The organism is Enterobacter cloacae complex sp. S1, assembly GCF_014930525.1.
GTDB lineage: Bacteria > Pseudomonadota > Gammaproteobacteria > Enterobacterales > Enterobacteriaceae > Enterobacter > Enterobacter hormaechei_C.
The window spans coordinates 63,982-84,183 of record NZ_JADBRE010000004.1 but is presented as its reverse complement, the minus strand read 5'-3'; the positions used below and the strand labels follow the sequence as shown (position 1 = coordinate 84,183).

At 55.9% G+C, this 20,202-nt stretch carries 20 protein-coding genes; 15 read left to right on the top strand and 5 right to left on the bottom strand.

Annotation, left to right across the window (positions count from 1 at the left end):
- The 10 genes from kdsD to npr all read left to right on the top strand — a co-directional run bounded on the left by kdsD (position 1) and on the right by npr (position 6,929).
- On the top strand, positions 1–987 hold the full coding sequence (kdsD, locus tag IM290_RS02850) for an arabinose-5-phosphate isomerase KdsD (RefSeq protein WP_003861853.1): 987 nt from the start codon (positions 1–3) through the stop codon (positions 985–987).
- A 14-nt stretch (positions 988–1,001) separates the two neighbouring features.
- Entirely contained in the window at positions 1,002–1,568 is a 567-nt protein-coding gene (gene kdsC / locus IM290_RS02845; protein WP_193041847.1) for a 3-deoxy-manno-octulosonate-8-phosphatase KdsC, read from the top strand.
- Positions 1,565–2,140 (top strand): LPS export ABC transporter periplasmic protein LptC, encoded by a 576-nt coding sequence (gene lptC, locus IM290_RS02840; RefSeq protein WP_015571983.1) that lies wholly within the window; start codon positions 1,565–1,567, stop codon positions 2,138–2,140. Before kdsC ends, lptC begins: the two co-directional genes overlap by 4 nt.
- Positions 2,109–2,663, top strand: coding sequence for a lipopolysaccharide ABC transporter substrate-binding protein LptA (lptA, locus tag IM290_RS02835; protein ID WP_006812136.1), 555 nt, complete (start codon positions 2,109–2,111; stop codon positions 2,661–2,663). Before lptC ends, lptA begins: the two co-directional genes overlap by 32 nt.
- Before the next feature lie 6 nt (positions 2,664–2,669).
- The gene (gene lptB, locus IM290_RS02830; protein WP_023304493.1) at positions 2,670–3,395 is read left to right on the top strand and encodes an LPS export ABC transporter ATP-binding protein; all 726 of its coding nucleotides are present in this window, start codon (positions 2,670–2,672) and stop codon (positions 3,393–3,395) included.
- A gap of 47 nt (positions 3,396–3,442) precedes the next feature.
- Positions 3,443–4,876, top strand: coding sequence for an RNA polymerase factor sigma-54 (rpoN, locus tag IM290_RS02825; RefSeq protein WP_193041846.1), 1,434 nt, complete (start codon positions 3,443–3,445; stop codon positions 4,874–4,876).
- 22 nt (positions 4,877–4,898) lie between these two features.
- Positions 4,899–5,186, top strand: a complete 288-nt coding sequence (gene hpf, locus IM290_RS02820; protein WP_003861866.1) for a ribosome hibernation promoting factor — start codon at positions 4,899–4,901, stop codon at positions 5,184–5,186.
- A gap of 82 nt (positions 5,187–5,268) precedes the next feature.
- Entirely contained in the window at positions 5,269–5,760 is a 492-nt protein-coding gene (ptsN, locus tag IM290_RS02815) for a PTS IIA-like nitrogen regulatory protein PtsN (protein WP_003861869.1), read from the top strand.
- A 45-nt stretch (positions 5,761–5,805) separates the two neighbouring features.
- Positions 5,806–6,660, top strand: coding sequence for an RNase adapter RapZ (gene rapZ / locus IM290_RS02810; RefSeq protein ID WP_003861870.1), 855 nt, complete (start codon positions 5,806–5,808; stop codon positions 6,658–6,660).
- A complete protein-coding gene (npr, locus tag IM290_RS02805) occupies positions 6,657–6,929 on the top strand; it encodes a PTS phosphocarrier protein NPr (RefSeq protein ID WP_003861872.1) in 273 nt (90 codons plus the stop codon). The genes rapZ and npr overlap by 4 nt, the downstream gene beginning before the upstream one ends.
- A gap of 39 nt (positions 6,930–6,968) precedes the next feature.
- On the opposite strand, the gene mtgA is transcribed toward npr, so the two are convergent.
- The 5 genes from mtgA to lptF all read right to left on the bottom strand — a co-directional run bounded on the left by mtgA (position 6,969) and on the right by lptF (position 13,230).
- Positions 6,969–7,694: a monofunctional biosynthetic peptidoglycan transglycosylase gene (gene mtgA, locus IM290_RS02800; RefSeq protein WP_193041845.1), complete on the bottom strand. Its 726-nt coding sequence runs from the start codon at positions 7,692–7,694 to the stop codon at positions 6,969–6,971.
- Entirely contained in the window at positions 7,691–8,344 is a 654-nt protein-coding gene (gene elbB / locus IM290_RS02795; protein ID WP_032672055.1) for an isoprenoid biosynthesis glyoxalase ElbB, read from the bottom strand. The genes mtgA and elbB overlap by 4 nt, the downstream gene beginning before the upstream one ends.
- A 232-nt stretch (positions 8,345–8,576) precedes the next feature.
- Positions 8,577–10,910 carry an aerobic respiration two-component sensor histidine kinase ArcB gene (arcB, locus tag IM290_RS02790; RefSeq protein ID WP_017382727.1) on the bottom strand — a complete coding sequence of 778 codons (2,334 nt, stop codon included), beginning with the start codon at positions 10,908–10,910 and terminating at the stop codon, positions 8,577–8,579.
- Between the two features lie 137 nt (positions 10,911–11,047).
- Positions 11,048–12,130, bottom strand: coding sequence for an LPS export ABC transporter permease LptG (lptG, locus tag IM290_RS02785; RefSeq protein WP_001147540.1), 1,083 nt, complete (start codon positions 12,128–12,130; stop codon positions 11,048–11,050).
- Positions 12,130–13,230: an LPS export ABC transporter permease LptF gene (gene lptF, locus IM290_RS02780; protein WP_003861881.1), complete on the bottom strand. Its 1,101-nt coding sequence runs from the start codon at positions 13,228–13,230 to the stop codon at positions 12,130–12,132. Before lptF ends, lptG begins: the two co-directional genes overlap by 1 nt.
- 265 nt (positions 13,231–13,495) lie before the next feature.
- On the opposite strand from lptF, the gene pepA reads away from it, so the two are divergent.
- The 5 genes from pepA to IM290_RS02755 all read left to right on the top strand — a co-directional run bounded on the left by pepA (position 13,496) and on the right by IM290_RS02755 (position 20,153).
- Positions 13,496–15,007 (top strand): leucyl aminopeptidase, encoded by a 1,512-nt coding sequence (gene pepA / locus IM290_RS02775; protein WP_003861882.1) that lies wholly within the window; start codon positions 13,496–13,498, stop codon positions 15,005–15,007.
- A gap of 117 nt (positions 15,008–15,124) precedes the next feature.
- Entirely contained in the window at positions 15,125–15,568 is a 444-nt protein-coding gene (gene holC / locus IM290_RS02770) for a DNA polymerase III subunit chi (RefSeq protein WP_003861884.1), read from the top strand.
- The gene (locus tag IM290_RS02765; RefSeq protein ID WP_193041844.1) at positions 15,568–18,423 is read left to right on the top strand and encodes a valine--tRNA ligase; all 2,856 of its coding nucleotides are present in this window, start codon (positions 15,568–15,570) and stop codon (positions 18,421–18,423) included. Before holC ends, IM290_RS02765 begins: the two co-directional genes overlap by 1 nt.
- A 123-nt stretch (positions 18,424–18,546) precedes the next feature.
- Entirely contained in the window at positions 18,547–19,050 is a 504-nt protein-coding gene (locus IM290_RS02760) for a GNAT family N-acetyltransferase (protein ID WP_193041843.1), read from the top strand.
- 83 nt (positions 19,051–19,133) lie between these two features.
- A complete protein-coding gene (locus tag IM290_RS02755) occupies positions 19,134–20,153 on the top strand; it encodes an NAD(P)-dependent alcohol dehydrogenase (RefSeq protein ID WP_017382725.1) in 1,020 nt (339 codons plus the stop codon).
- Positions 20,154–20,202 lie beyond the last annotated feature (49 nt).

Here is a 20,202-nt window from a genome sequence, read left to right as displayed (position 1 = left end):
ATGTCGCAAATAGAATTGCAGCCGGGTTTTGACTTTCAGAAAGCAGGCAAAGACGTTTTGGAGATTGAACGTGAAGGTCTGGCGCAGTTAGATCAGTACATTAATCAGGATTTTAGTCTGGCCTGTGAGAAGATGTTCTACTGTGCCGGCAAAGTCGTGGTGATGGGGATGGGCAAATCCGGCCATATCGGACGCAAAATGGCGGCGACCTTTGCCAGTACCGGCACGTCGTCATTCTTCGTTCATCCCGGTGAAGCCGCGCACGGTGACCTCGGCATGGTTACGCCGCAGGACGTGGTTATTGCGCTGTCCAACTCCGGGGAATCGAATGAAATCCTGGCGTTGATCCCGGTGCTGAAGCGTCTGCACGTACCGCTGATTTGCATGACCAGCCGACCGGAAAGCAGCATGGCGCGTGCGGCGGATATTCACCTGTGCGTGAAAGTGCCTAAAGAAGCCTGTCCGCTGGGGCTGGCGCCGACCTCCAGCACAACCGCCGCGCTGGTGATGGGCGATGCCCTTGCCGTTGCGCTGCTGGAAGCCCGCGGTTTTACGCCTGAAGATTTTGCCCTGTCTCATCCCGGCGGCGCGCTCGGGCGCAAACTGCTGCTGCGGGTTAACGATATTATGCACACCGGAGATGAGATCCCGCACGTGAGCAAAGAGGCCTCTTTGCGCGACGCGTTACTGGAGATCACCCGTAAAAACCTGGGCATGACGGTTATCTGCGACGATCTAATGAAGATTCAGGGCATTTTCACCGACGGCGACCTGCGCCGGGTATTCGATATGGGTGTGGATGTCCGAACGCTGGGCATTGCTGATGTGATGACGCCAGGCGGGATCCGCGTCCGTCCGGGCACGCTGGCGGTAGATGTGCTGAACCTGATGCAGTCCCGTCATATTACCTCAGTGATGGTTGCCGATGGCGACCAACTGCTGGGTGTGGTACATATGCATGATCTGCTGCGCGCTGGCGTAGTGTAATGAAGGATAAGACAATGAGTAATGCGGGTGCATCCCTTGCAACCTGTTATGGCCCGGTGAGCGCCCACATGATGGCAAAGGCGGAAAATATCCGCCTGTTGATCCTCGATGTGGATGGTGTGCTCTCCGACGGTCTGATTTATATGGGCAATAACGGCGAAGAGCTGAAAGCCTTTAACGTTCGCGACGGTTACGGTATCCGCTGTGCGCTCACGTCCGGAATTGAAGTTGCAATCATCACCGGGCGGAAAGCTAAACTGGTAGAAGATCGGTGTGAAACGCTGGGCATTACCCATCTCTATCAGGGGCAGTCTGATAAGATGGTAGCTTTCCGGGATCTGCTGGGAAAACTGGCGATTGCACCAGAGAATGTGGCATACGTCGGGGATGATTTAATCGACTGGCCAGTGATGGCGGAGGTGGGTCTGAGCATCGCCGTGGCTGACGCGCACCCGCTGCTGATCCCGCGTGCTGATTACGTTACCCATATTCAGGGTGGCCGCGGCGCCGTCCGTGAAGTCTGCGATCTGCTTCTGCTGGCGCAGGGCAAGCTTGATGAGGCGAAAGGGCAATCGATATGAGTAAAACCAGACGTTGGGTTATCATTCTGCTTGCGCTTGTCGCCCTGGTACTGATTGGCGTCAACCTCGCTGACCGCGATGATACGCAAGCGGAAGTGGTTAACACGAGCGACCCGACCTATAAAAGCGATCACAGCGACACCGTGGTCTATAGCCCGGAAGGCGCACTGAACTATCGCCTCGTTGCTCAGCATGTAGAATATTTTTCAGATGACGGTACCTCGTGGTTTACCCAACCGGTCATGACCACCTTTGATACGGACAAAGTGCCGACGTGGTCTATCAAGTCTGACCGGGCAAAACTGACAAATGACCGTATGCTTTACCTGTATGGTCACGTTGAAGTCAACGCCCTGACCGCTGACGCGCAACTGCGAAAAATTACGACGGATAACGCCCAGATCAACCTGGTCACCCAGGATGTCACGTCGCAGGATTTAGTCACCCTGTATGGCACAACATTTAATTCCAGCGGTTTAAGAATGCGCGGGAACTTACGCAGCAAAAACGCCGAGCTGATTGAAAAGGTTAGAACCTCCTATGAAATTCAAAACAAACAAACTCAGCCTTAAAGTTGTTATCGCCAGCGCGCTGCTGGCGGCCAGTCTTCCCGCGCTTGCTGTGACTGGCGACACCGAACAGCCGATTCATATTGAATCCGATACCCAGTCTCTGGATATGCAGGGTAACGTCGTCACCTTTACCGGCAACGTCGTCATGACCCAGGGCACCATTAAAATCAACGCCGACAAAGTGGTCGTTACTCGTCCGGGCGGCGAGCAGGGCAAAGAGATTATCGATGGTTATGGCAACCCGGCCACCTTCTACCAGATGCAGGACAACGGCAAGCCGGTGAAAGGCCATGCCTCGCATATGCATTATGAACTGGCGAAGGATCTGGTCATCCTGACCGGTAATGCTTACCTGGAACAGCTGGACAGCAATATCAAAGGCGACAAGATCACCTATCTGGTGAAAGAGCAGAAAATGCAGGCCTCCAGCGAAAAAGGCAAACGCGTCACGACCGTGCTTGTGCCTTCGCAGTTGCAGGACAAGAACAACGGTCAGGCTCCGGCACAGAAAAAGAGTAACTAATTCGTTATGGCAACTTTAACTGCAAAAAACCTCGCGAAAGCGTATAAGGGCCGCCGCGTCGTCGAAGATGTCAGTCTGACCGTCAACTCCGGCGAAATCGTGGGTTTGCTTGGCCCTAACGGGGCGGGTAAAACTACGACCTTCTACATGGTGGTGGGCATCGTCCCGCGTGACGCCGGCAACATCATCATCGATGATGAAGATATCAGCCTGCTGCCGCTGCATGCCCGCGCGCGTCGTGGCATCGGCTATTTGCCGCAGGAAGCGTCTATTTTCCGCCGCTTAAGCGTGTTCGACAACCTGATGGCCGTGCTCCAGATCCGTGACGATCTGACCAGCGAGCAGCGCTCTGACCGTGCGAACGAGCTGATGGAAGAGTTTCATATCGAGCATCTGCGTGACAGCCTCGGCCAGGCGCTGTCCGGTGGTGAACGCCGCCGCGTTGAGATTGCGCGCGCGCTGGCAGCAAACCCAAAATTCATCCTGCTGGATGAACCGTTTGCGGGCGTTGACCCCATCTCCGTTATCGATATCAAACGTATCATTGAGCACCTGCGCGACAGCGGGCTTGGCGTACTGATCACGGACCACAACGTTCGTGAAACGCTGGCCGTGTGTGAGCGCGCCTACATAGTGAGCCAGGGCCATCTGATTGCCCACGGTACGCCGCAGCAAATCCTCGAAGATGAGCATGTTAAGCGCGTGTACCTTGGGGAAGACTTCAGACTCTGATAGGGTAGAGGTTAAGTCACGCCGAACCGGAGAAAAACGCTCTGAACATGAAGCAAGGTTTGCAATTACGGCTCAGCCAGCAACTGGCCATGACGCCGCAGCTACAGCAGGCAATCCGTCTGTTGCAGCTGTCCACGTTAGAACTCCAGCAGGAGCTCCAGCAGGCGCTGGACAGCAATCCGCTGCTGGAGCAAACCGATCTTCATGACGAGGTAGACGCCCAGCAGACGCAGGACACAGAAACGCTCGACTCCGTAGATGCGCTTGAACAGAAAGAGATGCCGGACGAACTGCCGCTGGATGCCAGCTGGGACGAAATCTACACCGCGGGTACCCCTTCCGGGACGCGCGCAGACTACCAGGACGATGAACTCCCGGTCTACCAGGGCGAAACCACCCAGTCGCTACAGGACTACCTGATGTGGCAGGTAGAGCTGACCCCTTTCTCCGATACCGATCGCGCCATTGCCACCTCGATTGTCGATGCCGTTGACGACACGGGCTATTTGACCGTGACGCTGGACGAGATTCTTGAAAGCATCGGCGATGACGAGATTGAACTGGAAGAGATCGAAGCCGTCCTGAAACGCGTTCAGCGTTTCGACCCGATAGGTGTCGCCGCGAAAGATCTGCGCGACTGCCTTCTGATCCAGCTTTCGAAGTTTGCCAAAGAGACACCGTGGATTGACGAAGCCCGGCTCATCATCAGCGATCATCTGGATCTGCTGGCGAATCACGACTTCCGCACCCTGATGCGCGTCACACGCCTGAAAGAAGAGGTGCTGAAGGAAGCGGTGAATCTGATCCAGTCGCTCGATCCGCGTCCGGGGCAGTCGATCCAGACCAGCGAACCGGAATATGTCATCCCCGATGTGCTGGTGAGAAAACACAATGGCCGCTGGGTCGTTGAACTGAACGCCGACAGCATTCCTCGCCTGCAAATCAACCAGCAATACGCCTCCATGTGCACCAGCGCCCGTAATGACGCTGATAATCAATACATTCGCAGCAACCTTCAGGAAGCACGCTGGTTGATCAAGAGCCTGGAGAGCCGTAATGACACGCTGCTGCGCGTCAGCCGCTGTATTGTCGAACAGCAGCAGGCGTTCTTTGAGCAGGGCGAAGAGTTTATGAAACCGATGGTGCTGGCAGACATCGCCCAGGCCGTCGAGATGCATGAATCAACCATTTCTCGCGTGACCACGCAGAAGTATCTGCACAGCCCACGCGGTATTTTTGAGCTTAAGTATTTCTTCTCCAGCCACGTGAACACCGAAGGCGGCGGCGAAGCCTCGTCAACGGCTATTCGCGCACTGGTGAAGAAGTTGATCGCCGCGGAGAACCCCGCGAAGCCACTCAGTGACAGTAAGTTAACCACCATGCTGTCCGATCAGGGTATTATGGTGGCACGTCGTACTGTCGCGAAGTATCGAGAGTCTTTATCCATTCCGCCGTCTAACCAGCGTAAACAACTGGTTTGACACAACCGATAAGGAAGACACTATGCAGCTCAATATCACCGGACATAACGTCGAGATTACTGAGGCTTTACGCGATTTTGTAAACACTAAGTTTGCGAAACTCGAGCAGTATTTCGAGAGGATCAACCAGGTCTATGTTGTGTTGAAAGTGGAGAAAGTGACGCATATCTCGGATGCGACCCTGCACGTCAACGGAGGGGAACTCCATGCCAGTGCGGAAGGGCAAGACATGTACGCGGCTATCGACGGCTTGATTGATAAGCTTGCGAGACAGCTCAATAAACATAAAGATAAACTGAAACAACACTAATTGTCCGGGCAGTTAACGGGTGCAGGACGGCCTGTTGTGAAACACAACAGGCCATTTGTACAGTTAGCGCTTAGGTGAAATTATGATAAACAACGATTCCGCTCTTCAACTGAGCAATGTCCTTAACCAGGATTGTACCCGCAGTGGCGTTCACTGCCAGAGCAAAAAACGTGCGCTGGAAATCATCAGTGAGCTGGCCGCAAAACAGCTGGGTCTGCCGCCGCAGATCGTGTTTGAAGCCATTCTGACCCGTGAAAAAATGGGCAGTACCGGCATCGGCAATGGCATTGCGATCCCGCATGGCAAGCTGGAAGAAGATACGCTGCGTGCCGTGGGGGTGTTTGTGCAACTGGAAACGCCTATCGCTTTTGACGCCATCGATAACCAGCCTGTGGATCTGCTCTTCGCGCTGCTGGTTCCTGCCGATCAGACCAAAACCCACCTGCACACGCTGTCGCTGGTTGCCAAACGTCTGGCGGATAAAACCATTTGTCGTCGACTGCGCTCAGCCCAAAGTGATGAAGAGCTTTATCAAATTATCACTGAAGCAGAAGGCAATCAGGATGAGGCATAATCGGGAAAGGGCCTTCAGTACGGCTGCCCTGAGGAGAAACGGAACATGGTGCTGATGATCGTCAGCGGTCGTTCGGGGTCCGGGAAGTCCGTGGCCCTGCGCGCGCTGGAAGACATGGGATTTTACTGTGTAGATAACCTGCCGGTAGTGTTGTTACCCGATCTGGCGCGGACGCTGGCGGACAGGCAAATCTCTGCCGCCGTCAGTATCGACGTGCGTAACATGCCGGAATCGCCGGAAATCTTCGAGCAGGCAATGAACAGCCTGCCGGAATGCTTCTCGCCTCAGCTCTTGTTCCTGGACGCTGACCGCAACACGCTGATCCGTCGCTACAGCGATACACGTCGTTTGCATCCGCTCTCCAGTAAAAATCTTTCGCTGGAAAGCGCCATCGATAAAGAGAGCGATCTGCTTGAGCCGCTGCGTTCCCGCGCCGACCTGATTGTCGACACCTCCGAAATGTCCGTCCACGAGCTGGCGGAAATGCTGCGTACGCGCTTACTCGGCAAGCGCGAGCGCGAACTGACGATGGTGTTTGAATCCTTCGGCTTTAAGCACGGCATACCTATCGATGCGGATTACGTTTTTGATGTGCGTTTCCTGCCGAACCCACACTGGGATCCGAAACTGCGTCCGATGACCGGTCTGGATAAGCCGGTGGCAGCATTCCTCGATCGACACACAGAAGTACACAATTTTATCTACCAGACGCGAAGCTACCTTGAGCTATGGTTACCTATGCTGGAAACAAACAATCGCAGCTACCTGACGGTGGCGATTGGCTGTACCGGCGGTAAACATCGTTCGGTCTACATTGCCGAACAGCTGGCCGATTACTTCCGCTCACGCGGGAAGAACGTTCAGTCCCGTCATCGCACGCTGGAAAAACGCAAAACATGACCGTAAAACAGACCGTCGAAATCACCAACAAGCTGGGCATGCATGCGCGCCCGGCGATGAAGCTGTTTGAACTGATGCAGGGTTTTGATGCTGAGGTGCTGCTGCGCAACGACGAGGGAACCGAGGCAGAAGCCAACAGCGTGATTGCGCTGCTGATGCTGGATTCTGCCAAAGGCCGCCAGATTGAAGTTGAAGCCACCGGCCCGCAAGAAGAGGAAGCGCTGGCGGCAGTGATTGCCCTGTTCAACGCCGGGTTTGACGAAGACTAACGTTCGCCATGTCGGCGGGTAGCGCTGCGCTTACCCGCCCTACATAAGATTATTTCGCTCCATAAACCCTTCCCCACCCAGCTGACGCATCTGGCGCATAATCCACGCCTGGCGGCTTCGCACATAGCCTGACGGGGCGCTGGCCTTAAAACGCAGCGGGTTTGGCAGCACGGCGGCAAGCAGTGCCGCTTCGGACATAGTCAGCCTGCTGGCGGGCTTGCCAAAATAGCGCTGCGATGCCGCTTCGACACCAAACACGCCGTCACCAAATTCCGCAATATTCAGGTAGACGGTTAAAATGCGTTTTTTGCTCCACACCGTCTCGACGCCCAGCGTCAGCCCGGCCTCCAGCCCTTTTCTCACCCAGCTGCGGCCGTCCCATAAGAACAGGTTTTTTACCGTCTGCTGAGAAAGCGTCGATGCGCCGCGGACGCGGTTTTCATGACGTTCATTATGATCCAGCGCCTTCTCAATAGCCGCCACGTCAAAACCCCAGTGCTCCGGGAATTTCTGATCTTCTGCCGCAATGACCGCCTGCCCCATCCACGGCGAGATTGCATCCATGCTGACCCAGTCAGAATGGGCAACATAGCCAAAATCCCCAGAGAGCCAGGCGCTAATCTGCCGCTCTGCCATCACGGCCGAGAACGGGACGGGCAGGATGCTGAACAGCGCAATACCGCCGCCCCAGAACACAGCCAGGACCAGCACAATACGCAGCAGGATCCGTTTTAACCACCCGCCGGGGGAGAATTTACGACTCATTCGGCCAGGACCAGCACTCTGTCCACCAGCTTTTCAATGCCTGCGGCAGCCTCGGCGATGTTCTGCGCCAGCATATACGCTGGCGTGGTGATGATCTTGTTGTCCTCGTCCACCACAATGTCGTCTACCGGACATGGCACGTGTTCGCCGCCCATATCCTCGACAATCTCAGCGGTATCAATGTCGGTTCCGATCGTGAGCCGCAGCGGGAAATCAAAAATCTTCGGCAGCATGGCCGGCGCAATGCAGATAAAGCCCTGCGGCTTACCTGCCGCATGCATCGCCAGCGATAGCGCTTTCAAATCGGGATCGACATGACACGCCGTGCCTTCCGTTGCAAACGTGCTCAGGTTTTTCGCCGCGCCAAAACCGCCCGGCACGATGAGCGCATCAAGTTCAGCGGCATCGGCCTGTGCCAGCGGGTGAATATCGCCGCGCACAATACGCGCCGCTTCAATCAGCACGTTACGGCTTTCCGCCATTGGCTCGCCGTTAAGATGATTAATCACATCTGCCTGGGTTTTATCCGGGGCGAAGCAGATAACGTCTGCTCCCTGGCGCGATAATGCCAGCAGCGTTAATACGGTTTCATGTATCTCTGAACCATCGTAAACACCACATCCGCTCAGCACGACACCAATCTTTTTCATTCTGACGATCCTTCTATGCAACTCGCTGAAGCACATTAAAAATTCTGATTAAAACGCTATGCTTCACACATTTCACTGATTCATGTAACAAACTGTTTAAGATTTGCTATCTTATCTGCGTGCGGCCTCAATTTTCAGGCGGCGTCCATGCGAAAACAACCCATAAAAATCAGGCGCAGCCACGATTTCCCTGGTGTTGGCGCAGTATTCGCGCACCCCGGTATAGCCGGGGTCATTTTTTTCTGGCATCCACCCAGGCTTTCAGCACTGCCACATCGTTTTGCCACTCTTGTTTCATCTCTTCGACCCAATCACCTACGTTATCTTCCCAGGCAGGTAAATCAGGAGACTGAATCTGTTGGCCCAGCTGCTGGAGATGGCGTAACCCGACAGATCCTGCCGCGCCTTTGATTTTATGTCCCTCTTCGACGATGCCCTTCTGGTCACGCGCCGTCAGGTTGGATTCGAGCACGTTTAGATAGCCCGGCATCATTTTTTCGAACACGGCGAGGCCATCGGTGATCAGTTTTGGTCCCACCAGATCGATATACTGCTCCAGCATGGCGGTATCCAGTATCGTTTGGGCTTTAGCGCTATCAACAGACGTCATGGTGCTCTCCTCTTCATCACAGGTATCCCAGAACTTCTTGATCATCGCCGTCAGGGCGGGTACCGCCAGCGGCTTGCTGAGCACATCGTCCATACCGGCCTCGAGATACTCTTTTTTATCTTTCAACACGTTTGCGGTCAACGCCACCAGCGGCGGCAGCTCGTCAGGAGCATATTTGCGCGTCAGCTCGCGGGAGATATCCAGCCCGGTCATGTCCGGTAGCTGAATATCGAGCAGCACCAGGTCATACTCGCCCGGCGTGAACATCTCCAGCGCGGCTTTCCCGGTCATCGCCACATCCACGCTGTTACCGAGTTTTTCCAGTACCGACCGGGCGACAATGACGTTCAGCTCAATATCTTCCACCAGCAGGACGTGCAGGGCTGGCAGCGGCATATCGTCGTTCTCAAACGTATCTTCCACCTCTTCCGCCACGGCAGGCGCGTGGACGGTAAGCGTAAAGGTGGAGCCTTTACCCGGCTGGCTGGCAACGGTGATATCCCCGCCCATACTTTTCGCCAGACGTTTCGACACCGCCAGTCCAATGCCCGTACCGGTCGCCGGTTTACCGCCGTGGCTGTCTTTAACCTGATAATACATGGCGAAGATCTTATCCTGCTCCTCCTGGGGAATGCCGATACCCGAGTCCTCAACTTCAAAGTGCAGCATGTCGCCTTCGTCATAGCGAATGCGCACCGCAACCTGCCCCTTCTGGGTAAACTTCACGGCGTTGCTGATGAGGTTCCACAGGATCTGCCGCAGACGTGTGCCGTCCGTCACCACTTTATGCGGCAACGGCAGCGTTGGCTCCATCACAAAGCTCAACCCTTTTTGCTGAGCCTGTAAACCTGACAGGTTTTCCAGGTCCGCGAGGAAGCCGGTAAAATCAACCGGCTGGTTGTCGAGCTGAACTTTACGGCGTTCCATCTTATCCATGTCGATAATATCATTGAAGATATTGCCCAGCGTGACCGCCGAGACGTGGATCGTTTTCAGGTATTTTTCCTGCTCGCTGGTCAGCTCGGTATCCAGCAGAATGCGGCTCAGCCCCACAATGCCATTCAGCGGGGTGCGCAGTTCATGGCTGATGGTGGAGATGAAGGTGGTTTTATCCCGGCTGGCGCGCTCCAGCGCATCCTGATAGCGCTTACGCTCGGTGATATCACGGCCAAAGCCCATCAGACCATGACGTTTCCCCACCCGGTCGTAATAAGGCACTTTGCGGATCTCAAAGCAGGCTTTGCGCCCGTCAGGATAGTCCAGCCACTGCTCATAGGTCAGCGAAACGTTATGGCGGAAGACCTTTTCATCCGTCTCCATCACTTTTGCTGCCGCCTCTTCGGAATAGACATCCTGAGGTTTCAGGTGGATCAGCTGCTTTTCGCTTTTTCCGGTCAACAGTTCCATGGCCCGGTTACAGCCGGAGAACTCTTTATCTTCATTACGGTAGAACACCAGATCCGGCGACGCATCGAGGAACGAGCGCAGGAAAGAGGATTGCTGTTCAAGCTGGATCTGCGTCACTTCACGCTCTTTCATCTCAACTTTTAGCTGCTCAAGCGTGGTCTGACGCTCGGCTTCCGCCTTCTCACGGTCTGAAATTTCCTGATTCAGCTGGGCAATGTTGTCCTTGAGCTGGACGTTGAGTTTGAGATCGCGCTCGCGCATCTCTTCCAGCTTATCCACCAGTTTCGATAAACGCTGTCGGGACTCTTCCAGCTGCTCAACCACCACGGAGAGAAAATAGACCGCCCATGGGGTAATCAGCAGGCCAAAGAAAATAGAGCGGATCACGTCGATGCTCTCGACCTGACCATGCAGAACCATGGTCACGGCCATTTGCACGACGATGGCCAGAACGACCAGCGCCAGCGCCAGCAGCATGGAAAAACGCACCAGCCCGAGCTTCATCATCAGGTCGACGTAGTACTGGGCCAGCATTCGAATTTGCTTCATAGAGGATCCCTTCACGACTTTATCGCTCAATAATACTCAAATTCACGGCGAGGCGTTGAAGGTTGTGAGAAAAAGTGCGGGGTGAAACAGGAGATTAGCCTCGCCCCCGGGCAACCGGGAGCGAGGAAGAAGGTTTATCAGGAGCGTTTTAGCAGCATCCAGAGGCTGATCAGGAAGAAACTGGCGCTCGGCAACAGTGCGCCGATAATTGGCGGAATGCCATACACCAGCGTCAGCGGACCGAAAATCTGATCGAGGACGTAGAACACAAAACCAAAGCTGATACCGGTTACAACGCGAACCCCCATCGGCACGCTACGCAGCGGTCCAAAGATGAACGATAGCGCCATCAGCATCATCACGGCCACGGACAGCGGCTGGAAGATTTTGCTCCACATGTTGAGCTGGTAACGCCCCGCATCCTGTCCGCTCGATTTCAGATACTTCACGTAATTATGCAGACCGCTGATGGAGAGCGCATCGGGATCGAGCGCTACCACCCCAAGCTTGTCCGGCGTCAGGTTGGTTTTCCAGGTACCGCTAACGGTCTGCGAACCGGTGATCTGTTTCGGGTTCGTCAGGTCAGATTCATCAACCTGGGATAACCGCCAAAGCTTGTTGTTCGCATCAAATTTAGCGGAGGCGGCATAACGCACCGACTGTAAACGACGATCGTTATTGAAGGCATAGATACTCACGCCGCCCAGTTCATCGTCCCCTTTCACGCGTTCGATATAGACAAAGTTCTGACCATCTTTCGCCCATAATCCCTGCTGCGTGGAGAGCAGTGAACCACCGTACATAGCCTGAGCACGGTAGTTACGCGCCATCTGTTCGCCCTGCGGCGCGACCCATTCGCCAATCGCCATGGTCAACAGCACCAGCGGGATCGCGGTTTTCATCACCGACAGCGCAACCTGCATACGGGTAAAACCCGATGCCTGCATCACCACCAGCTCGCTACGCTGAGCCAGCATCCCCAGGCCCAGCAGCGCCCCCAGCAGGGCCGCCATCGGGAAGAAGATCTGCACATCTTTTGGTACGCTGAGCAGGGTATACATCCCGGCGCCCAACGCGTCGTAACTCCCCTGCCCGGCTTTTTTCAGCTGGTCGACAAATTTGATAATGCCCGAGAGCGACACCAGCATGAACAGGGTCATCATGATGGTGGTGAAAATCGTTTTACCGATATAGCGGTCAAGTACGCCAAACGCCTGCATTAGATGGCTCCTTTACGCGTAAACCGGGCACGAAGACGACGCACAGGCACCGTGTCCCACAAGTTGAGTCCGACTGCCAGCAGCAGATACAAACCATTCACGACCCAGGTCCAGATCATCGGGTCAATTTTTCCTTTCCCGCCGTTAGACTTGATTGAGGTTTGCAGCAGGAAGAACACCAGATACAGCAGCATCGCTGGCAGCATCGACAGCACGCGGCCCTGGCGCGGGTTTACCACGCTCAGCGGAACCACCATCAGCGCCATCATAAATACGGTGAAGACCAGCGTGATACGCCAGTGCAGTTCAGCACGCGCACGATCGGTATCGGTATTCATTAAGGTGCGCATATCCATCTGCTCAGTATCCGTGGGATCGAGCGCGACGGCCTGATGGCCAATGATGGCCTGGTAGTTCTGAAAATCGGTAATACGGAAGTCGCGCAGCATAGCCGTGCCTTCGAAACGCGTTCCTTTGTTCAGCGTGACAACCTGAGAGCCGTCTTTACGCTGAGACAGCTGACCGGAGTCCGCCACCACCACAGAAGGCCGGGCGTTACCTTTCGGGCGCAGTTGAGCAAGAAACACGTCATTGAAGCGGTTGCCATCAACGCTTTCGATAAACAGCACGGAGTTACCGTCGGTAGCCTGCTGGAACTGCCCCTGCGCCAGCGCCGCCAGCCCCGGGTTAGCTTTTGCTTCCGCCAGCACCTCATCCTGATGACGAGAGGAGGTCGGCCCCGCCCACATGACGTTAACCGCGGCAACAATGCCCGTAAACAGCGCCAGCACCATGGCTGCTTTTACCAGTACGGCTTTACTGAGGCCGCAGGCATGCATCACGGTGATTTCACTTTCGGTATAGAGCTTACCCAGGGTCATCAGCAGACCAAGGAACAGGCTTAACGGCAGGATAAGCTGCGCCATTTCCGGCACGCCAAGCCCGAGCAGGGAAAGCACCAGATTCGTTGGGATTTCGCCATCAACCGCCGCGCCGAGGATCCTGACCAGCTTCTGACAGAAAAAGATCAGAAGGAGGATAAAGAGGATCGCCAGTTGGCTCTTCAGCGTCTCCCGAACCAGATATCTTATGATTATCACTTTAAATACGCCCGTTAAAACTCGTCTTATGCAGGAATTTAGCTTGTTTCATGGCTTAAACGTCATTTATTCTCTTGAGTCGTCGAAATCATCGCTAAGATTAAAAAACCCGGCGGATTCGCGCTTCATGACATTTATTGACGTGTCGAAACCGTAGTAACGTAAGATTAACACGAAGTCACCACAACGGCGGACATGAGTTACGAAAGGTTTCAATTCTATCCGTAGCCGCCGCCGTTGTCTTTAAGATTCAGGAGCGTAGTGCATGGAGTTCAGTGTAAAAAGCGGTAGCCCGGAGAAACAGCGGAGTGCCTGCATCGTTGTGGGCGTCTTTGAACCACGCCGACTCTCCCCGATCGCCGAGCAACTCGATAAAATCAGCGACGGTTATATCAGCGCCCTGCTGCGCCGTGGCGAACTGGAAGGCAAACCAGGGCAGACCTTGTTGCTGCACCATGTTCCGAACGTCCTGTCCGAGCGTATTCTGCTGATTGGCTGTGGTAAAGAACGTGAGCTTGATGAGCGCCAGTACAAGCAGGTTATTCAGAAAACCATTAATACACTGAATGATACTGGTTCGATGGAAGCCGTCTGCTTCCTGACGGAGCTGCACGTTAAGGGCCGCAACACGTACTGGAAAGTGCGCCAGGCCGTCGAAACCGCAAAAGAGAGCCTCTACAGCTTTGATCAGCTGAAGACCACCAAAAGCGAGCCGCGTCGCCCGCTGCGTAAAATGGTCTTTAACGTGCCGACCCGTCGCGAGCTGACCAGCGGCGAGCGCGCCATTCAGCACGGTCTGGCCATTGCCGCCGGTATTAAAGCGGCAAAAGATCTTGGCAATATGCCGCCAAACATCTGTAACGCCGCGTACCTGGCATCTCAGGCGCGCCAGCTGGCTGACGCTTACAGCAAGAACGTCATCACCCGCGTTATCGGCGAACAGCAGATGAAAGAGCTGGGGATGCACTCTTATCTGGCGGTCGGTAACGGTTCCCAGAACGAATCCCTGATGTCGGTCATTGAGTACAAGGGTAATCCGTCTGAAGATGCGCGTCCCATCGTGCTCGTCGGTAAAGGGCTGACCTTCGACTCCGGCGGTATCTCCATCAAGCCTTCAGAAGGCATGGATGAGATGAAATACGACATGTGCGGCGCGGCGGCGGTTTACGGCGTCATGCGCATGGTCGCGGAACTTCAGTTGCCCATCAACGTGATCGGCGTGCTGGCGGGCTGCGAAAACATGCCTGGCGGCCGCGCTTATCGTCCGGGTGATGTGCTGACCACCATGTCCGGCCAGACCGTTGAGGTGCTGAACACCGACGCCGAAGGCCGTCTGGTGCTGTGCGACGTGCTGACCTACGTTGAGCGCTTCGAACCTGAAGCGGTGATCGACGTGGCAACGCTGACCGGCGCCTGCGTGATTGCGCTGGGCCACCACATCACCGGCCTGATGTCGAACCACAACCCGCTGGCGCATGAGCTGATCGGCGCGTCCGAGCAGGCCGGCGACCGCGCGTGGCGTCTGCCGCTGGGGGACGAGTTCCAGGAACAGCTGGAGTCTAACTTCGCAGACATGGCGAACATCGGCGGTCGTCCTGGCGGAGCAATTACCGCGGGCTGCTTCCTGGCGCGCTTTACCCGCAAGTACAACTGGGCGCACCTGGACATCGCGGGGACCGCATGGCGCTCCGGTAAAGCCAAAGGCGCGACCGGACGTCCGGTGGCGCTGCTGTCGCAGTTCCTGCTCAATCGTGCGGGTTTTAACGGCGACGAGTGATGTAAAACGCCGGGTGGCGGCTACGCCTTACCCGGCCTACACGCCACTCAACCGTAGGCCGGGTAAGCGAAGCGCCACCCGGCTTTGCATTTAAATCCACGACAAGAAGCCCCATATATGAAGAATGCAACGTTCTACCTTCTGGACAATGACACCCATCAGGATGGCCTCAGCGCCGTTGAACAGCTGGTGTGTGAAATTGCCGCAGAACGTTGGCGCGCAGGTAAACGCGTCCTGATTGCCTGTGAAGATGAGCAGCAGGCGATTCGCCTGGATGAAGCGCTATGGGCGCGCCCGCCGGAGAGTTTTGTTCCGCATAACCTGTCGGGCGAAGGTCCACGCGGCGGGGCACCGGTGGAGATTGCCTGGCCGCAAAAACGCAACAGCAGCGCGCGCGACATTCTCATTAGCCTGCGGACAGACTTTGCAGATTTTGCCACCGCTTTCACAGAAGTGGTAGACTTTGTCCCTTACGAAGAATCCTTGAAACAACTGGCGCGCGAACGCTACAAAGCGTACCGCCTGGCCGGTTTTAACCTGAATACGGCAACCTGGAAATAATGGAAAAGACATATAACCCACGCGATATCGAACAGCCGCTTTACGAGCACTGGGAACAGCAGGGCTATTTCAAGCCTAACGGCGACGAAAGCAAAGAGTCCTTCTGCATCATGATCCCGCCGCCGAACGTCACCGGCAGTTTGCATATGGGGCATGCTTTCCAGCAGACCATCATGGATACCATGATCCGCTACCAGCGCATGCAGGGCAAAAATACCCTGTGGCAGGCGGGGACTGACCACGCGGGTATCGCGACCCAGATGGTGGTTGAGCGTAAAATTGCCGCTGAAGAGGGTAAAACCCGCCACGACTACGGTCGCGACGCGTTCATCGACAAAATCTGGCAGTGGAAGGCAGAATCCGGCGGCACCATTACCCGTCAGATGCGCCGTCTCGGCAACTCCGTAGATTGGGAGCGCGAGCGCTTCACCATGGACGAAGGCCTGTCCAACGCCGTGAAAGAAGTCTTTGTGCGCCTGTACAAAGAAGACCTGATTTATCGTGGCAAGCGCCTGGTCAACTGGGACCCGAAACTGCGCACCGCCATCTCTGACCTGGAAGTGGAAAACCGCGAGTCTAAAGGCTCCATGTGGCACATCCGCTATCCGCTGGCCGACGGCGCAAAAACCGCCGACGGTAAAGATTACCTGGTGGTGGCGACCACCCGTCCGGAAACCCTGCTGGGCGATACCGGCGTGGCCGTTAACCCGGAAGATCCGCGTTATAAAGATCTGATCGGCAAATTCGTGGTGCTGCCGCTGGTGAACCGCCGTATTCCGATTGTGGGCGACGAACACGCCGACATGGAAAAAGGCACCGGCTGCGTGAAAATCACCCCGGCGCATGACTTCAACGACTATGAAGTCGGTCGTCGTCATCAACTTCCGATGATCAACATTCTGACCTTCGACGGCGATATCCGCGAAAGCGCAGAAGTGTATGACACCAAAGGCAACGAATCCGACGTTTATTCCAGCGACATCCCGGCTGAGTTCCAGAAGCTGGAGCGCTTTGCCGCGCGTAAAGCCATCGTAGCCGCCGTTGACGCACTCGGCCTGCTGGAAGAGATTAAACCTCACGATCTGACCGTGCCGTACGGCGACCGTGGCGGCGTGGTTATCGAGCCAATGCTGACCGACCAGTGGTACGTGCGTGCCGACGTGCTGGCGAAACCGGCTGTGGAAGCGGTTGAGAACGGCAGCATTCAGTTCGTGCCGAAGCAGTACGAAAACATGTACTTCTCCTGGATGCGCGATATTCAGGACTGGTGTATTTCCCGTCAGCTGTGGTGGGGTCACCGTATCCCGGCGTGGTACGACAACGAAGGCAATGTCTACGTTGGCCGCACCGAAGAGGAAGTGCGTCAGGAAAACAACCTGGGCGCTGACGTTGCCCTGCGCCAGGACGAAGACGTGCTGGATACCTGGTTCTCCTCCGCACTGTGGACCTTCTCCACCCTCGGCTGGCCGGAAAACACCGACGCGCTGCGTCAGTTCCACCCAACCAGCGTGATGGTCTCCGGCTTCGACATCATCTTCTTCTGGATTGCCCGCATGATCATGATGACCATGCACTTCATCAAAGACGAAGACGGCAAGCCGCAGGTTCCGTTCCATACCGTCTACATGACCGGCCTGATCCGCGACGACGAAGGCCAGAAGATGTCCAAATCCAAGGGTAACGTTATCGACCCGCTGGATATGGTGGACGGTATCTCTCTGGAAGAGCTGCTGGAAAAACGTACCGGCAACATGATGCAGCCGCAGCTGGCAGAGAAAATCCGCAAGCGTACCGAGAAGCAGTTCCCGAACGGGATCGAATCTCACGGTACCGACGCCCTGCGCTTCACCCTGGCGGCGCTGGCCTCCACCGGTCGTGACATCAACTGGGATATGAAGCGTCTGGAAGGTTACCGTAACTTCTGTAACAAGCTGTGGAACGCCAGCCGCTTCGTGCTGATGAACACCGAAGATCAGGATTGCGGCTTTAACGGCGGCGAAATGACCCTGTCTCTGGCAGACCGCTGGATCCTGGCGGAATTTAACCAGACGGTGAAAGCATTCCGCGACGCGCTGGACAGCTACCGCTTCGACATCGCGGCAGGCATCCTGTACGAATTCACCTGGAACCAGTTCTGCGACTGGTACCTGGAGCTGGCGAAGCCGGTCATGAACGGCGGTTCTGAAGCGGAACTGCGCGGCACGCGTAATACGCTGATTACCGTTCTGGAAGGTCTGCTGCGCCTTGCGCACCCGATCATTCCGTTCATCACCGAAACCATCTGGCAGCGCGTGAAGGTGATTGCCGGTATTAATGCCGATACCATCATGCTCCAGCCGTTCCCGGCATTCGACGCCGCGAAAGTGGATGAAGCCGCGTCTGCGGATACCGAGTGGCTGAAGCAGGCGATCGTTGCGGTACGTAACATCCGCGCGGAAATGAACATCGCTCCGGGTAAACCACTGGAGCTGCTGCTGCGCGGTTGCAGCGAAGCTGCCGTTCGTCGCGTCACCGAGAACAACACCTTCCTGAAAACCATGGCGCGTCTGGAAAGCATCACCGTGCTGCCTGCCGATGACAAAGGTCCGGTTTCCGTGACCAAAATCATCGACGGCGCGGAGCTGCTGATCCCGATGGCGGGCCTGATCGACAAAGATGCGGAGCTGGCGCGTCTGGCGAAAGAAGTGGCGAAAGTCGACGTGGAAATTGGCAAAATCGAAAGCAAACTGGCGAACGAGGGCTTTGTGGCCCGCGCGCCGGAAGCGGTCATCGCCAAAGAGCGTGAGCGTCTGGTTGCCTTCGCCGATGCGAAGATCAAACTGATCGAGCAGCAGGCGGTTATCGCGGCGCTGTAATGCTTTTACCCCTTACGCTTCAGGGCGTAAGGGGTATCCTTCCTGAAAACTCCTCGCTTGCACTCCCCTTTCTGCGGTGCTATTAACAGCAGTTGTGTGTCAATTTTTGTCATGAGTAATGCTATGAGCGTGATTACCCCCGTCGCGACGACAATGCGTCGGATCACTGAGCAGGACAACCCGGCTATCGCCACCGTTATCCGCACGGTTTCTGCCGAATATGGCCTGACCGCCGACAAAGGCTACACCGTGGCCGACCCAAATCTGGACGAACTTTTTCAGCTGTACAGCCAGCCGGGCCATGCCTACTGGGTCATCGAGCAGGACGGCCAGGTCGTGGGCGGCGGCGGCATTGCCCCGCTGCTTTGCAGCGAGCCGGATATCTGTGAACTCCAGAAAATGTATTTCCTGCCAACGATACGCGGACAAGGCCTGGCGAAAAAGCTGGCGCTGGTTGCCCTGGAACATGCACGCTCACAGGGCTTTAAACGTTGCTACCTTGAAACCACCGCTTTCCTTAAAGAGGCCATTGGCCTGTATGAACATCTCGGCTTTGAGCATATCGATGCGCCACTGGGCTGCACGGGCCACGTGGACTGCGAAGTCAGGATGCTGAAAAGTCTGTAAGTTTTGTTCCTGCCGTCTTCTGTTAAGCGTCTGTAAACTGAATGCTCTACACTCACAGTTCACACCAAAACAGGGGAAATGCGATGTCGAAGATAAAAAGCTACGCCGCACCGCAGGCGGGTGCAGAACTTGAGCTGTACGAGTACGATGCGGGCGAACTAAAAGCGGAAGACGTCGAAGTACAGGTTGATTACTGCGGGATCTGCCACTCAGATCTCTCGATGATCGACAATGAATGGGGCTTCTCCAGCTATCCGCTGGTGGCCGGGCACGAAGTCATTGGCCGCGTCGTGGCGCTCGGCAGCGCCGCGCAGGACAAAGGGCTGAAAGTGGGCCAGCGCGTGGGTATCGGCTGGACGGCACGCAGCTGCGGCCACTGCGACGCCTGTATCAGCGGCAACCAGATAAACTGCCTTGAGGGCGCAACGCCGACCATCCTGAACAAGGGCGGTTTCGCCGATAAGCTGCGCGCCGACTGGCAATGGGTTATCCCGCTGCCGGACAGCATTGATATCGAATCCGCCGGTCCGCTGCTGTGTGGCGGTATCACCGTCTTTAAACCGCTGCTGATGCATCACGTCACCGCCACCAGCCGCGTGGGCGTGATCGGGATTGGCGGTCTGGGCCATATCGCCATCAAGCTGCTGCACGCGATGGGCTGTGAAGTCACGGCGTTTAGCTCTAACCCGGCGAAAGAGCAGGAAGTGCTGGCGATGGGTGCGGATAAAGTGGTGAACAGTCGCGATCCCCAGGCGCTCACCGCTCTGGCAGGCCAGTTTGACCTGATCATCAACACCGTGAACGTCGATCTTGACTGGCAGCCGTACTTTGAAGCCCTGGCCTACGGCGGTAACTTCCACACCGTGGGTGCGGTGATGAAGCCGCTGCCGGTTCCGGCGTTTACCCTGATCGGCGGGGATCGCAGCGTGTCAGGCTCCGCGACCGGTACACCGTACGAGCTGCGCAAGCTGATGAAGTTTGCCGGACGCACAAAAGTGGCACCGACCACCGAACTGTATCCGATGTCAAAAATCAACGAAGCGATCCAGCACGTGCGCGACGGCAAAGCCCGCTACCGCGTGGTGTTGAAAGCGGATTTCTGATGTGAGATTGCCGGGGAATGTGCGGCCTGATGCCCTCACCCCAACCCTC

Bases quoted from the DNA above. Each gene is read 5' to 3' on its own strand.
- kdsD (WP_003861853.1), top strand. From the start codon at position 1: ATGTCGCAAATAGAATTGCAGCCGGGTTTTGACTTTCAGAAAGCAGGC.
- kdsC (WP_193041847.1), top strand. From the start codon at position 1,002: ATGAGTAATGCGGGTGCATCCCTTGCAACCTGTTATGGCCCGGTGAGC.
- lptC (WP_015571983.1), top strand. From the start codon at position 1,565: ATGAGTAAAACCAGACGTTGGGTTATCATTCTGCTTGCGCTTGTCGCC.
- lptA (WP_006812136.1), top strand. From the start codon at position 2,109: ATGAAATTCAAAACAAACAAACTCAGCCTTAAAGTTGTTATCGCCAGC.
- lptB (WP_023304493.1), top strand. From the start codon at position 2,670: ATGGCAACTTTAACTGCAAAAAACCTCGCGAAAGCGTATAAGGGCCGC.
- rpoN (WP_193041846.1), top strand. From the start codon at position 3,443: ATGAAGCAAGGTTTGCAATTACGGCTCAGCCAGCAACTGGCCATGACG.
- hpf (WP_003861866.1), top strand. From the start codon at position 4,899: ATGCAGCTCAATATCACCGGACATAACGTCGAGATTACTGAGGCTTTA.
- ptsN (WP_003861869.1), top strand. From the start codon at position 5,269: ATGATAAACAACGATTCCGCTCTTCAACTGAGCAATGTCCTTAACCAG.
- rapZ (WP_003861870.1), top strand. From the start codon at position 5,806: ATGGTGCTGATGATCGTCAGCGGTCGTTCGGGGTCCGGGAAGTCCGTG.
- npr (WP_003861872.1), top strand. From the start codon at position 6,657: ATGACCGTAAAACAGACCGTCGAAATCACCAACAAGCTGGGCATGCAT.
- mtgA (WP_193041845.1), bottom strand. From the start codon at position 7,694: ATGAGTCGTAAATTCTCCCCCGGCGGGTGGTTAAAACGGATCCTGCTG.
- elbB (WP_032672055.1), bottom strand. From the start codon at position 8,344: ATGAAAAAGATTGGTGTCGTGCTGAGCGGATGTGGTGTTTACGATGGT.
- arcB (WP_017382727.1), bottom strand. From the start codon at position 10,910: ATGAAGCAAATTCGAATGCTGGCCCAGTACTACGTCGACCTGATGATG.
- lptG (WP_001147540.1), bottom strand. From the start codon at position 12,130: ATGCAGGCGTTTGGCGTACTTGACCGCTATATCGGTAAAACGATTTTC.
- pepA (WP_003861882.1), top strand. From the start codon at position 13,496: ATGGAGTTCAGTGTAAAAAGCGGTAGCCCGGAGAAACAGCGGAGTGCC.
- holC (WP_003861884.1), top strand. From the start codon at position 15,125: ATGAAGAATGCAACGTTCTACCTTCTGGACAATGACACCCATCAGGAT.
- IM290_RS02765 (WP_193041844.1), top strand. From the start codon at position 15,568: ATGGAAAAGACATATAACCCACGCGATATCGAACAGCCGCTTTACGAG.
- IM290_RS02760 (WP_193041843.1), top strand. From the start codon at position 18,547: ATGAGCGTGATTACCCCCGTCGCGACGACAATGCGTCGGATCACTGAG.
- IM290_RS02755 (WP_017382725.1), top strand. From the start codon at position 19,134: ATGTCGAAGATAAAAAGCTACGCCGCACCGCAGGCGGGTGCAGAACTT.